The organism is Variovorax sp. PAMC 28711, from assembly GCF_001577265.1.
GTDB lineage: Bacteria > Pseudomonadota > Gammaproteobacteria > Burkholderiales > Burkholderiaceae_C > Variovorax.
On sequence record NZ_CP014517.1, the window covers coordinates 3,035,061 to 3,048,891 of the forward strand.

The 13,831-nt window shown below is 67.0% G+C and carries 12 protein-coding genes; 4 read left to right on the forward strand and 8 right to left on the reverse strand.

The window, feature by feature from the left end:
* Positions 1-22: 22 nt before the first annotated feature.
* Positions 23-1,051, forward strand: coding sequence for a purine-nucleoside phosphorylase (locus AX767_RS14775; protein WP_068632031.1), 1,029 nt, complete (start codon positions 23-25; stop codon positions 1,049-1,051).
* On the opposite strand, the gene AX767_RS14780 is transcribed toward AX767_RS14775, so the two are convergent.
* Positions 1,048-2,352 (reverse strand): Y-family DNA polymerase, encoded by a 1,305-nt coding sequence (locus AX767_RS14780; RefSeq protein WP_068632032.1) that lies wholly within the window; start codon positions 2,350-2,352, stop codon positions 1,048-1,050. The two genes, AX767_RS14775 and AX767_RS14780, sit on opposite strands and share 4 nt — an antisense overlap.
* 32 nt (positions 2,353-2,384) lie before the next feature.
* Here AX767_RS14780 and AX767_RS14785 point away from each other — a divergent pair, with 32 nt between their 5' ends.
* On the forward strand, positions 2,385-2,948 hold the full coding sequence (locus AX767_RS14785; RefSeq protein WP_068632033.1) for a putative glycolipid-binding domain-containing protein: 564 nt from the start codon (positions 2,385-2,387) through the stop codon (positions 2,946-2,948).
* Here the strand turns inward: AX767_RS14785 and AX767_RS14790 are convergent.
* The 4 genes from AX767_RS14790 to AX767_RS14805 form a co-directional block, all read right to left on the reverse strand.
* Positions 2,932-3,165, reverse strand: a complete 234-nt coding sequence (locus AX767_RS14790) for a hypothetical protein (RefSeq protein WP_068632034.1) — start codon at positions 3,163-3,165, stop codon at positions 2,932-2,934. The genes AX767_RS14785 and AX767_RS14790 overlap by 17 nt on opposite strands.
* 10 nt (positions 3,166-3,175) lie before the next feature.
* A complete protein-coding gene (locus AX767_RS14795; protein ID WP_068632035.1) occupies positions 3,176-3,889 on the reverse strand; it encodes a glycosyltransferase in 714 nt (237 codons plus the stop codon).
* Positions 3,890-4,040: 151 nt separating this feature from the next.
* Entirely contained in the window at positions 4,041-5,372 is a 1,332-nt protein-coding gene (locus AX767_RS14800) for an MFS family transporter (RefSeq protein WP_068632036.1), read from the reverse strand.
* Between the two features lie 88 nt (positions 5,373-5,460).
* Complete coding sequence (locus AX767_RS14805) at positions 5,461-8,142, reverse strand: response regulator (protein WP_068632037.1); 2,682 nt, start codon at positions 8,140-8,142, stop codon at positions 5,461-5,463.
* Between the two features lie 122 nt (positions 8,143-8,264).
* Between AX767_RS14805 and AX767_RS14810 the strand changes: the two genes are divergently transcribed.
* Complete coding sequence (locus AX767_RS14810) at positions 8,265-8,594, forward strand: hypothetical protein (protein WP_068632038.1); 330 nt, start codon at positions 8,265-8,267, stop codon at positions 8,592-8,594.
* A 1-nt stretch (position 8,595) separates the two neighbouring features.
* Here the strand turns inward: AX767_RS14810 and AX767_RS14815 are convergent, their stop codons facing one another.
* Both AX767_RS14815 and yccS read right to left on the reverse strand, forming a co-directional pair.
* Complete coding sequence (locus AX767_RS14815) at positions 8,596-9,753, reverse strand: alpha-hydroxy acid oxidase (RefSeq protein ID WP_068632039.1); 1,158 nt, start codon at positions 9,751-9,753, stop codon at positions 8,596-8,598.
* A 28-nt stretch (positions 9,754-9,781) separates the two neighbouring features.
* Positions 9,782-11,983 (reverse strand): YccS family putative transporter, encoded by a 2,202-nt coding sequence (yccS, locus tag AX767_RS14820; RefSeq protein ID WP_068632040.1) that lies wholly within the window; start codon positions 11,981-11,983, stop codon positions 9,782-9,784.
* 113 nt (positions 11,984-12,096) lie between these two features.
* On the opposite strand from yccS, the gene cynS reads away from it, so the two are divergent.
* A complete protein-coding gene (cynS, locus tag AX767_RS14825; protein ID WP_068633738.1) occupies positions 12,097-12,540 on the forward strand; it encodes a cyanase in 444 nt (147 codons plus the stop codon).
* Here cynS and AX767_RS14830 read toward each other — a convergent pair.
* Positions 12,534-13,814, reverse strand: a complete 1,281-nt coding sequence (locus tag AX767_RS14830) for a CynX/NimT family MFS transporter (protein WP_068632041.1) — start codon at positions 13,812-13,814, stop codon at positions 12,534-12,536. The two genes, cynS and AX767_RS14830, sit on opposite strands and share 7 nt — an antisense overlap.
* Positions 13,815-13,831 lie beyond the last annotated feature (17 nt).

The following is a 13,831-nucleotide window of genomic DNA, read 5'->3' on the forward strand; positions in this document are numbered from 1 at the left end:
ACGACTTCCGAGGAGACGAGTGATGACGAATGGCTGGATCAAAACAATGCGCGGCCTTGCGCTGTGCGCCGGAGCCTTGCTGCTGTCGGCCTGTGCGTCGGCACCGGCGACGCGCACCGCGCAACCCGTGAAGGTCAAGGTGTTCGTGGCGGCGATGTTCGAGATCGGCAAGAACACCGGCGACCGCGCCGGCGAGTTCCAGCACTGGTATGAGCGCTACTGGAAAGACGCCACGCCGATCACCGTCGCCGGCGCGCTCGGCCCGGTGTATTGCAATGCCGACGGCGTGTGCGGCTCGGTGCTCGGCATGGGCAAGGTCAATTCGTCGTCGTCGATGCAGGCCATCCTCGTCAATCCCGCCTTCGACTTTTCGCAGGCCTACTACGTGATCTCGGGCGTCGGCGGCACGCCACCGGCGCGCGGCACCATCGGCGAGGTGAGCTGGGCGACCTGGCTGGTCGACTACGACCTCGGCCACCGTTGGGCACCCGAAGAAAACAAGGCCGGCGAGCCGACCTTCATGCCACGCAAGGGCTACGAGGAATACCGCCGCTTCAAGCTGAACCCCGAGCTTGTGGCCTGGGCCATGAAACTCTCGGCCGACACGCCGTTGAAAGACGCCGACTCGGCCCGCGCCTACCGGCAGCGTTATCCCGACGCGGCGGCACGTCGCGCGCCCTTCGTCGGCACCGGCACGCACATGACGGGCGACACCTTCTTCCATGGCCCCGGCATGTCGAAGCAGGCGCAATACATCGCGAAGCTCTACGGGGCGGACGATTACGTCATCACCGAGATGGAAGCCGCCGCGATCACGCTGGTGATCAAGCGCACGCACGGCACCGACCGTGTCATGAGCCTGCGTGGCGCGGTCAATTTCGACCAGGGCAATCCGCGGGAAACCACGCTGCAGCACCTCGACCCGGCGCCGGGCGAGACGGCCGGCGGCTTTGCCGAAACAGTCGAGAACATCGAGCGCGTCGGCGCGCGCGTGGTTGACCACATCACGGCGAACTGGGGCCAGTGGCAGGCCGGCGTCCCGGCGCGCTAGAACAGGGACGCGGTCGTCGCGTTCGCGTCGCCCGAACCTTGCGCCCGCGCGCCGGTCTCAGGCGCCCGGTTCGGCGTCACGGCTTCGTCGCTGCCGGCACGCGCCAGCGTGCCGACACGCACGCCCAGCAGGCGCAGCGGGCGCTCCAGCGGCACGCGCTTCAGGCACTGGCCGGCGGTCTGGCGGATCGTCTTGCCGTCGTCCGTGAAGCACGCGATCGTCTGGTCGCGCGTCGCGGTCTTGAAGTCGTCGTAGCGCAGCTTGATGCCGATGGTCTTGCCGACGTAGCCCTTGCGCTGCAGGTCGTCGCCGAGCTTTTCGCAGAGCTGCGTGAAGATCGCCCCCAGCGCGGCGCGGTCGCGCACAGGGTGCAGGTTGCGGTCGAAAGTGGTCTCGCGGCTCATCGAAACCGGCTCGCTCTCGGTGACCACCGCGCGCTCGTCGCGACCCCATGAAATCTCGTGCATCCAGGCGCCGCTCGACTTGCCGAAATTCGCGATGAGCCAGTCGCGATCCTTCGCCGCGATCTCGCCGACGGTGCGGATGCCCAGCCGTTCCAGCTTTTCGTCGGCTTTCGGCCCGATGCCGTTCACCTTGCGCACGGGCAGCGGCCAGATCTTCGATTCGAGATCGTCTTCGTAGACGATCGAAATGCCGTTCGGCTTGTTGAATTCGCTCGCCAGCTTGGCGATCAGCTTGTTGGGCGCCACGCCGATCGAGCAGGTCAGGCCGGTGGCCTGCAAGATCGATTTCTGGATGAGCCGCGCCAGCACCCGGCCGCCCTCGCGCTGGCCGCCCGGCACGTCGGTGAAGTCGATGTACACCTCGTCGACGCCCCGGTCTTCCACCAGCGGCGCAATGTCGCGAACGATGCTTTTGAACAGGCGCGACAACCGCCGCACCTCGTCGAAATCGACGGGCAGCACGATCGCCTGCGGGCACAGCTTGGCGGCTTTCATCATTCCCATGGCCGAGCCGACGCCGAACTGGCGCGCAGCGTAGGTCGCCGTGGTGATCACGCCGCGGCCGACGTAGTCTTTCAGCAGCGGAAAAGCCGAGGCCGGAATCTCGTGCAGTGCGATTCCGCGTTCGTCCTGCGCCTGGCGCAGCGCCTCGTCGACGCGTCGTCGGCCACCGCCGATCACCATCGGCAAGCCCTTCAGTTGCGGATAGCGCAAGAGCTCGACGGACGCGAAGAACGCGTCCATGTCGAGATGGGCGATGCGGCGGATGGGCGGGCTGGCAGGAGGCACCCCGCGATTTTGCCGCGGGTGCGCGTCGGCGCTGCGGACTAAGCTCATGGTCGCCCCGCTCCGGGTGCAGAAGGACGCCCATGCGAACCGTCGCCTCCATCCTCTGGCAACGCCTCGATGCGCCGGGGCACGACGCCTGCCGGCTCGAGCGCTCTGAAACAGCCTGGCAACTCGACGGTGCCGCCGTGTTCCGCCAAGCCGACGGGCGCATCGCACAACTGCATTACCGCGTGCGTTGCGATCTGCACTGGCACACGCAGTGGGGCACGGTGCGCGGGTGGCTGGGCGATGCGACGGTGGATTTTTCGGTGGCCCACGATGCGCACGGCCGCTGGCTGTTGAACGACACGCCGGTGCCCGAACTCGCGCACTGCATCGACCTGGACCTCGGCTTCACGCCAGCCACGAACCTGATTCCGTTGCGGCGTTTGCAGCTCGCGCAGGGCGAACGTGCTGCCGCGCCGGCCGCATGGCTGGACCTGGAAGGGGGCGAGTTGGGATTGCTGGAACAACACTACGAACGGTGCGGCGAGTCGGCCTACGACTATCGCGCCGAACGATTCGACTACGCCGCCCGGCTCGAAGTGACTGCCGAGGGCTTCGTGCGCGACTACCCGGAACGGTGGGTCATTGTTCCGTCTTGAACAGACCCCGCACGTTGAGTGCGGCCAGACAAACCTGCAACGCGATCAGCGCCCACGCCTGCGTATGAACGCCCCAGATCACCCACAGCACATTGCTGGTCAGGAAAACCCAGAAACCGATGTTGCGTCTTGCTTTGGCGTTGGAACCGACCAGCCACGCGGCGATCACCGATGCGAGGAAGGCGGGCCACTGGATCAGCGAGAGTGCGTCGTCCATGGAGGCGTGCTCAGGCCGACACCACCGGCTGGTCACCCGGGACCCCCGTGGCTGCTGACACGCGCATCGCGATGGCGTTGAGCAACGCATCGGCAAAGCCGCCTTCGGCGCGTGCTTCCCGGCGTGCGCTGGTCATCACCCGCGGCCGTGCGCTCCATGCGATCTGGATCCCGGCGGCTTCGAGCGCGCGCACGAACGCCACGTCTTCACTGCACGTCAGGTGCTGGAAGCCGCCAGCGCGGCGATAGGCAGCGGCCGACACGCCCAAGTTGGCGCCGTGGATGTGGCTGTGCCCATCGGCGTCGGTATAGGTTTCCAGAAAGTGGGCCTTCAGCAAGGCCGCGTGGGCACCGTGAGGCGACCAGTCGTCGACGCCGATCGAGCCGCACACGGCTTCTGCGTTGAGGGCGAGCTGGTCGACCAGCCAACTGGGTGACACCACCGTGTCGGCGTCGGTGAAGGCCAGCCATCGTGCCCCGCGCGCCAGCAACGCTTCGGCGCCCATGGCGCGAGCGGTCCCCACGTTGCGAGCGCGCATGCTGAGCGTGTGCGCGCCGGCCTGCGCAGCGCGGACGGCCGTGGCATCGGTGCAGCTGTCGAGCACCACCAGCACCTCGACGGTTTCGCCGGCCAGCGCGGGATGGTGCGCGGCCTCTTGTGCGGCGCGTACGCAGGCGTGAATGTCGCGTTCTTCGTTGTGGGCGGGTATGACGATGCCAAGCATTTGGATCTTTCGACGCGAAGGGAGCACCGAAGATAGAAACGCTATCGTTTTGCGCCCGTCGGCGGCAAGGCTCAGCCCACGTAGGCGATGTCGACGCTCACGGTACGTCTTTTGACATGCGACGTCTCACCATGATGCGGACCCCTGAGCCTCAATGATCGTGATGCAGGTAGGCGGCCTGCCGCGGCAGCCGCAGGCTGACGAAGAATGCGATCACCATCATCACCGTCACGTACCAGTAGAAAGCGGATTCGTGACCGAGCGACTTGAGCCCGAGCGCCACGTATTCGGCCGAGCCACCGAAGATCGCGTTGGCCACCGCGTACGCCAAGCCGACGCCGAGTGCGCGCACTTCGGGCGGGAACATTTCAGCTTTCACGATGCCGCTGATGGAGGTGTAGAAACTCACGATTGCGAGTGCCAGGATGATCAGGACGAAGGCCATCACCGGGCTCTGCACGCGCTGCAGCGCCATCATGATCGGCACCGTGCACAACGCACCGAGCGCTCCGAAGAGCAGCATGTTGTTGCGGCGGCCGATGCGGTCCGACAGCATGCCGAAGAGCGGCTGCATGCACATGTAGACGAACAGCGCGCAGGTCATCACGTAGCTGGTCGTCTTGATCGGCAGGTGCACCGTGTTCACCAGGTACTTCTGCATGTAGGTGGTGAAGGTGTAGAAGATCAGCGAGCCGCCGGCGGTGTAGCCCAGCACCGTGAAAAAGGCCGCCTTGTGGTTGCGGAACAGCGCCGACATGCTGCCGGCATCCTTGTTGGCTTTGGATTCGGCGGTCTGCGTCTCGTGCAACGTGCGGCGCAGCAGCAGGGCAACGACGGCCGCGATGGCGCCGATCACGAACGGAATGCGCCAGCCCCAGGCCTTGAGTTCGGCCTCGTCGAGCAACTGCTCGAGCACCACGATCACGAGCACCGCGAGCAGTTGCCCACCGATCAAGGTGACGTATTGGAACGACGAGAAGAACCCGCGCTGCCCCTTGAGCGCAACCTCGCTCATGTAGGTCGCCGTGGTGCCGTATTCGCCACCGACCGACAGCCCCTGGAACAGGCGGCACACCAGCAGAAGGAACGGCGCCCACGCGCCAATCTGCGCATAGGTCGGCAGGCAGGCGATGACCAGCGAGCCGCCGCACATCATCGTCACCGAGATCAGCATCGAGGTCTTGCGCCCGAGCCGGTCGGCCACGCGGCCGAACAGCCAGCCGCCGACCGGCCGCATCAGGAAGCCGGCAGCGAACACGCCCGCGGTGTTGAGCAACTGTGCGGTCGGGTCGGATTTCGGGAAGAAGGCCGGCGCGAAATAGAGCGCGGAGAACGCGTACACATAGAAGTCGAACCACTCGACCAGGTTGCCCGAGGAGGCCGCCATGATCGCGAACACGCGATGGCGTTTTTCAGCGGCGGTGTAGTGAGGTTCAGGGGTGCCCGCGGCTGTCGCGGGCGAAACGGGAACGGTGGCACTCATGGTGTCGTTGCCTCTCTGAATGTTGTTGTGGCGTCGTTGATTTTGTTCGGCAACGCAAAACGTTGCCGCCAGTCAGGTACTGGTGGCTTCAGTCAGCCGCGCGGTCGTGGGGCCGGAGCATCTTGAGCACCTTGCTCGCGAGTTTTTCCATCGCGAACGGCTTGGTGATCATTTCCATGCCGGGCTTCAGAAAGCCGTGGGCGAGCATGGCGTTTTCGGCATAGCCCGTCATGAAAAGCACCTTCAGGTCGGGACGGGTCAGCCGGGCAGCGTCGTACACCTGCCGGCCGTTCATGAGGGGCAGTCCGACGTCGGTCACGAGCAGATCGACGCGCTGTTCGGACTGCAAAATGCGCAGCGCCTGCGCGCCGTCGGCCGCCTCCACGGTCCGGTAGCCGAGACCTTGCAGCAAGTCGACGACCAGCGTGCGCACCACCGGCTCGTCTTCCACCACCATCAGCGTTTCGCCGACTTCGGTGTGGTGGTCCGACCGGATCTGCGGGATGCTCTGGGGCGGCGCGGCCTCGCCGCGATGACGCGGCAAATACAACTTCGCGCTGGTGCCCTTGCCCGGTTCGCTGTAGAGCTTCACGAGGCCGTGCGACTGCTTGGCGAAGCCGTAGATCATCGAGAGGCCGAGGCCCGTGCCCTGGCCGATCGGTTTGGTGGTGAAGAAGGGTTCGAAGGCCTTCGCGAGCACATCGGCCGTCATGCCGGCGCCGGTGTCGGTGACGCTCACGCACACGTACTGGCCGGCTTTCAGGTCGAGCGTCTGGGTTTGCGCGACGTAGCTGTCGTCGAGCGAGGTGTTGGACGTTTCGATCGTGAGCATGCCGCCGTCGGGCATGGCGTCCCGCGCGTTGATGCAGAGGTTGAGGATGGCGCTTTCGAGTTGGTTCGCATCGCAGAGCGTGGTCCACAAGCCGGCCGCGAGCACCAGCTCGATGCGGATGCGCTCGCCCATCGTGCGGCGCAACAGGTCTTCCATCGGCGCCACCAGCTGGTTGGCCTTGACCGGCTTCGGGTCGAGCGGCTGCCGCCGCGAGAATGCGAGCAGTCGATGGGTCAAGCCCGCTGCGCGCTGCGCGGAAGCCATGGCCCCGGCGATGAGTCGCTCGAGGTTGTCGGTCTTGCCGAGTTGCAAGCGCAGCTTCAGCACGTCGAGGGAGCCGGTGATGCCCTGCAGCAAATTGTTGAAGTCGTGCGCGATGCCGCCGGTGAGCTGGCCGACCGCTTCCATCTTCTGGGCCTGGCGCAAGGCTTCCTGGGCCGCTTCCCGCTCTTCGGATTCCTTGCGCAGTCGGGCGAGTGCGTCTTCGAGATCCTGCGTGCGCCCGGCGATACGGCTTTCGAGGTTGTCGTTCAGCGTGCGCAGTTTGCTCTCGGCCTGCACCTGATCGGTCACGTCGTAGCCCGCCACGAAGATGCCCGTGGCGGCGCCGTGACCGTCGACGATCGGCTGGTACACGAAGTCGAGGTAGCGATTTTCCAGCGGCGCGCCGGGCTGCCGCTGCAACGCGATCGGCATGGCCTGGCCGAGGAAGGGCTTGCGGCTTTTGTAGACCTCGTCGAGCAGCTCGACAAAGCCTTGTTGCGCGAGCTCGGGCAGCGCGATATGGACCGGCTTGCCTTCGATCTCCCGGTGACCGACCAGCTGGCGATACGACGCGTTCGCCAGTTCGAGCACATGGTCGGTCCCGCTCAACACGCACATGAAGCTGGGCGCCTGCTTGAAGAGGTCGCGCATGCGATCGCGCTCGGCCGTACGCGCCTCGAAAGCGGCTGCGTTCGCGAGACTGGCGGCGATCTGGCCTGCCATCAACTTCACGAAGCCGATGTGGTCTTCGTCGAGTCGACGGTGGGGGTTCAGGCCGCTCACCAGGAAGCCTGCGGGTCGAGTCGAACCCTGTGCCGCCAGCGGGACCACGAGCGCGCCGGGCGACGGCAGCGTCCACCGCCCGTGCGGCACATCGGCCGCTGCGGCCAGCGGACACTGGACGTGCGGATCGCCGGCCAGGATGCGGTGCGTGCCCCACAGCGAATCGTTGCCGGGCGCGATGTGCATCGGCGCCAGCCGATGGTCGTCTGCGATGCCCGCGTGGCAGGCACGGCGCGCGTGGCCGGATTTGTCGAAGAGGTAGAGCATCGAGAACGGCAGGTCGTGCGTTACCGTGCCCAACGCCTCGCATGCGGCCTCGACCACGCTGCTGCGAAGGTCGGCCGTGGCCAGGCGTGCGGCGAGATCGTTGAGCGCGGCGAGCCGCCGCTCGCTGAGCACGCGGTCGGTGTCCTCCGACACCGCGCAGAAGATGCCCTCGATGCGACCGCCGTCGCCGATGAGCGGGCTGTACGAGAACGTGTGATACGTCTCTTCGGGGTAGCCGGAGCGTTCCAGGATGAGCAGCAGCGCGCGGTCCCAGGTCGACTCGCCCTTGTCATAGACGGTGTGGATACGGCCTTTCACATCGTCCCAGATTTCGCGCCAGACCACCCGAGTCGGCTGACCGAGCGCAGTCGGATGCTTGAGGCCCAGCGTCGGCCGATAAGCGTCGTTGTAGAAGAAGGCAAGGTCCGGGCCCCAGCCCAGCCACATCTCGAAGCGCGAAGTCAACAGGATGCGGATCGCCACCTTGAGCGACTGCGGCCAGCGCTCGGGCGGACCGACCGATGTCGCCGCCCAATCGTGCTGCCGCATGCGTGTTGCCATCTCGCTGTGCCCGACGAAGATGTCGGCATAGCGGTCGGTGAGGGCGGCGTTCGGAGGCGGCATGTCGGGGAAGAGGGTAGCGATGCCAGGCCTGATCGACGCACCAGCCGGTGCCGTGAAAGCCTGTCGGCGGGGGCCTCGAAGCCGGCCCTTGCATTCGCGCGCGCCGGCCCAAATTTCCCTCCATGAACACATCCAGTACCTACACCACCAATGCCGTGCTTCTGGCCCAGCTGCTGGAGCGGCTGGAGCGCGGCGGCCATCCCGACGCAGCGCAGTACCGCATGGTCGCCCGGCGGCTCACCGACGAGCTCCGCCGCGTGACCGATGTCGATGCGCTCAACAGCGTGCTCGAGGCGCACCCGGCCGCGGCGCAGCTTTACGAGAACATGAACTACCAGCACGCTGGCCTGTGCCGCTCGTTGCTGGACGCCTCGCTGGCGTCGGAGCAACGTGCGCGCGATGCCATCGCGCTGGCGATGCGCCCGACCACCGAAGGCTCTGGGCTCGCCTGAACTAGAAGGTGCCGGGCAGCAGGATGCTCGAGTCGACGTCGTCGATCTGCGTGCGACCGCAGAACGCCATCGTGATGTCGAGCTCCTTGTGCAGGATCTGCAACGCGCGGGTCACGCCGGCTTCGCCGTAGGCGCCCAGCGCATACAGGAAGCTGCGGCCGATCAGCGTGCCGCGGGCGCCGAGGGCACGCGCCTTCAGCACGTCCTGGCCGCTGCGGATGCCGCCGTCCATCCACACCTCGATCTCGGTGCCCACCGCTTCGACGATCGCGGGCAGGGCCTCGATCGACGACTGAGCGCCGTCCAGCTGCCGGCCGCCGTGGTTGGACACGATCAGCGCATCGGCGCCGCTCGACGCGGCGAGCCGCGCGTCTTCCACGTCCATGATCCCCTTGAGGATCAGCTTGCCGCCCCAGCGCTTCTTGATCCATTCCACGTCGGCCCAGCTGAGCGCCGGGTCGAACTGCTCGGCCGTCCATGAGCTGAGCGACGAGAGGTCGCCCACGTTCTTGGCGTGGCCCACGATGTTGCCGAAGGTGCGGCGCTTGGTGCCCAGCATGCCCAAGCACCAGGCCGGCTTGGTCGCCAGGTTGATCATGTTGGCGATGGTCAGCTTGGGCGGCGCGGTCAGGCCGTTCTTGATGTCCTTGTGGCGCTGGCCGAGCACCTGCAAATCGAGCGTGAGCTGCAGCGCCGAGCAATTGGCGGCCTTGGCCCGGTCGATCAGCCGCTCGATGAAGTCGCGGTCTTTCATGACATACAGCTGGAACCAGAACGGATGCCCGTTGGTGTTGGCCGCGATGTCTTCGAGCGAGCAGATGCTCATGGTCGAGAGCGTGAACGGAATGCCGAAGGCCTTGGCCGCCTTCGCGCCGAGGATTTCGCCATCGGCGTGCTGCATGCCGGTCATGCCCGTCGGCGCGATGGCCACGGGCATCGAGACCTCTTCGCCGATCATGGTGGTGCGCGTGCTGCGGCCCTCCATGTTCACGGCCACGCGCTGGCGCAGCTTGATCTTCTGGAAATCGGTTTCGTTGGCACGGTAGGTGCCTTCGGTCCATGCGCCGGAATCGGCGTAGTCGTAGAACATGCGCGGCACGCGGCGCTGGGCGATCACACGAAGGTCTTCGATCGAGGTGATCTTTGAGAGGTCGGGCACTGGGGAGTCTCCTTGCTGACGGCGCGATTCAGGGCGCGCCTGCACCCATTATCCGCAGGTCGTGAACCAGGGCCGCTGCCGCGGATGTCAGCGGCACCAGCTGGCCCTGCACCAGCCGCAACTGGTCGCGCACCAGGCGCTGTGCATCGGTCATGTCGGCGGGCACCCGAGAGAGCGCTTCGCCAAGCGCGGCCATGGCCGGGTCGGCTGCAGCGACCCTGCGCTGCGCGAGGCCTGCGGCCAGCCCATCGAGCGCCGTCGCCAGCGCATCGGCTGTTTGCAGGATTGCCTGCGTGGTTTCGCCGTCGGCCAATGCTTCGCGGTGCGCGCCGAGCCCGGAAAAATAGTTGAGCACCGTGTGCGAGTGCACGAGAAAGCGCAGGCCGCGGTCGCCTTCCTGTTCGCGCCGCCCCGGCTCCTGCAACAGGTTGGTGAGCGCGGTGGAGAGCGCGGCATCGGCGTTGTGCGCGTTGCGGCGCGCCAGCCGGTAGGGCAGGTCGTCGTTGCGGCCGCGCCGGTATTGCGCCGTGAGTTCGCGCAGGTAGCCCGCCAGGGTCGAGAGCGCGCGGCCTGCCAGCGCATCGAGGCGCCGGCCCTGCCAGTCGGGCAACACCAGCACCACGGCGGCAACGGCGATCAGGCTGCCGATGAGGGTGTCGACCAAGCGCGGCACGATCAGTACGTTGCCGTCGCCCACCTGGTTGAAGCACATCAGCACCACCAGCGTCATCGCGGTGGTCGCCACCGTGTACTGCGTGGTGCGCGTGCTGAAGAACACCACGCCGGCCACCACCGCGAACATCGATTGCAGCAGCAGGCTCGGGAACAGGTCGAACAGCGCCCAGCCCAGCGCGAGGCCGAGGAAGGTGCCCGTCACGCGCTGCAGCATGCGGCGGCGCGTCGCGCCGAAGCTGGGCTGGCAGACGAAGATCGTGGTCAGCAGGATCCAGTAGCCCTGCCGCGCATGCACCACGTGCAGCAGGCCATAGCCGGCGGCGAGCGCCAGGCTCAGGCGCAGCGCATGGCGAAACACCGGCGAGCCGGTGCTGAATTGCGCCCTGACGCGGCCGAAGGCGTCGGCCCACGAGCGCGGCGCCCGGTCGAACAGCGCGCCGTCGCCGGCGTCGCCCCGGGCCTGGGGTGCGCCAGCGCGCTCGAGTTGGGCGTCGAGCGTGCCGAGGTTGCCGGCCAGCGCGCGCAGCGATTTCAGAAGCGGCGCCCAGTCCGCATGCTGCCGCGCCTGCAACTGGTCGATGGATGCCTGCAGGTCGTGCAACGCGGCGGCGCTTTCATCGCCTTTGTCGAAGGGCAGGCGCAGCAGGATGGCGCGCGCCAGATGACCGCACGCGCGGCCCTGCACCCGCATGAGACGCTGGCAGCGGAACAGCACGTCGCTGTGGAAGAAGACGTCGATCAGTTCCTCGTACGGCGAGTGCGACGAACTCGCGCGTTCATGGATGTCCTGTGCGATGAAGTACAGGTGCAGGTAATGCGTCATGCGGCTGCTCGCACGCGTGGCGTCGACCCGGTTGAAGATGCTTTCCTTGGCCGCGTTCAGCGCGATCACCACCTGGCCGCTGCGCTGCGCCAGCTTGATGCGTCGCACCTCGGCCTGGCTTCCTTCCGTAGCGCGCACCGGCTCGAACAAAGTCGATTTGAGGCGCAGGTACAGGTCCAGTTCCCGAAAAAGCTGCGCCAGCGTCTGCTGCACCGGCTGGTGCAGGAAGAGGGCGCACCACAGCACCGACAGCAGCCCGTACCAGCTCGCACCGGCGAGCAACAACGCGGGCTCCAGCCAGAAAGCCTGCGTCAGGTCGCTGCGCTGGTCCATGCCGATGGTGGTGTAGAGCGAGAGGATCAGCGTACCGTAGGCGATGGCCTGGTAGCGCCGGCTGATGGCGCCGAGCATCGTGAGTCCGAAGGTGGCCGCGACGATGCCGGCGGCAAAGGCCCACGGGTGCGGAAACAGCGCTTGCACCGCGAAGGCTGCACCCGCAAAGCACCCCAGCGTGAGCAGCAGTGCCTGCAGCCGGCCGCGCCAGTTGTCGTCGGTTTCGGCCAGCGCGCAAGCCACCGCGCCGAGCAGCAGCGGCACGATCCGGGGCATCGTGTCGAGCGACCAGCACAGGCCCATGAGCACCGCGAGCGCGATGAACACCCGGACGCTGTAGGCGAAGCTGTTGAGCGCCCAGAGACGGCGGAAAGGACGGGAAGCGGTGACGGAGAACATGGAATGGGAGGCGAACCGGGTGCGAGCAAACGCCGTACCAACCCGTGAGGTTACGCCGCCGAAGACGCGGCACGCCAGTTGCTTGCCAAGTGCATCTCAACCAGGAACGCACCATGAACCGCAACGACGTCACCGAAAAAATCATCACCGTCAAGGTGGCCAAGGGCCTGCAATGGGCCGATGTGGCCAAGAAAGTCGGCTTGTCGAAGGAGTGGGTCACGGCCGCTTGCCTCGGTCAGATGACCTTCGACGCGGCGCAGGCCAGGGTCGTCGGCAAGATCTTCGGCCTCACGAGCGAAGAGCAGAAGTGGCTGCAGGTCGTGCCTTACAAGGGGTCGCTGCCCACCGCGGTGCCGACCGACCCTCTGATCTACCGCTGGTACGAGATCGTCAGCGTGTACGGCACCACCATCAAGGAACTCATCCACGAAGAGTTCGGCGACGGCATCATGAGCGCGATCGACTTCAGCATGGACATCCAGCGCACCGCCGACCCCAAGGGCGACCGCGTGAACGTGGTGCTCTCGGGCAAGTTCCTGCCTTACAAGACCTACTGAAGAGCGCTGCCATGGCGGCCGTCGCGCCGCGCGGCGGTGACCGCGCCGACGTACTGCGAGCGTCCGGCGCCCAGCGCGGCGGCCACCAGCGCGACGCCGATGAGCACGAACAGGGCGGCGGACGCATCGAAGCTGCCCGTCCATCCGCGCAGCAGGCCGACCAGCAGCGGCCCGAATGCGGCCACCAGGTAGCCGACGCCTTGGGCCATGCCCGACAGTTGTGCGGCCACGTGCGAATCGCGCGAGCGCAACACGATCAGCGTGAGCGCCAGCGCGAACGAGCCCCCCTGGGCAATGCCGAGCAGCACGGCCCACCACCAGATCTGGTCGAGCGGTGCGAACTGCGCGCCCAGCATGGCCGCGACGATCAGCACCGCCAGCACCACCGCCAGCGCGATCTGGTTGCGGGCCTTGACGGCGAGCGACGGCACGATGAGGCAGGTCACGACCTGCACGATGACCGACAGCGACAGCACGTAGCCGGCGACATCGCCCGCCAGGCCGCGCTCCCGCAGGATCGGCGCGAGCCATCCCATCACGATGTACGCCAGCGCGGACTGCAATCCCATGAAGAGCGTGACCTGCCAGGCCAGCGGGTCGCGCCAGAGGCCGCTGACCACGAAGCCCGATTCGCCCGGCACCGGCGCGAGGCGCCAGGCCTGCGGCGCCCACAGCAGCGTGACCGCCGCGGCTGGCACGGCCCACAGCGCGAGCGCCGTCGTCCAGCTGCCCCCGAGCGCATGTTCCAGCGGCACGGTGAGGCCGGCGCCGCTGGCGGCACCGCCGCACACCGCCATCGTGTAGAGGCCCATCATCAGTGCGGCCTGCTGCGAGAAATCGCGTTTGACCAGACCCGACAGCAGCACGTTCGCGACGGCGATGCCGGTGCCCGCGATGGCCGAGGCGATGAAAAGCAGAGGCACGCTGCCCGTGCCGCGCAGCAGCGTGCCGACCAGGATCAGCACCATGCAGCCGAGCAGCGTGCGTTCGGTGCCGAAGCGGCGGCCCAGGCGGGGCGCCAGCATCGCGAAGAGGCCCAGGCAGACGATCGGCAGTGTCGTGAGCAGGCTCGCGCCGCCCGGCGTGAGCCCGGTCGACGCCATGATCTCGGGCAACACCACCGACAGGCTCGAAAACACCGGGCGGAGATTGAAGGCGATCAGCACCACGCTGAGCGCCAGCAGCAAGCGGCGGGCCGGTGTGGCGGCGGGCGTGGGGCGCGGTGCGGGGGTGGTGTCGCACTCGGCGTCGATCAACAGGTCGGAAGCACTCATCGTCTTGTTTTGTCTCG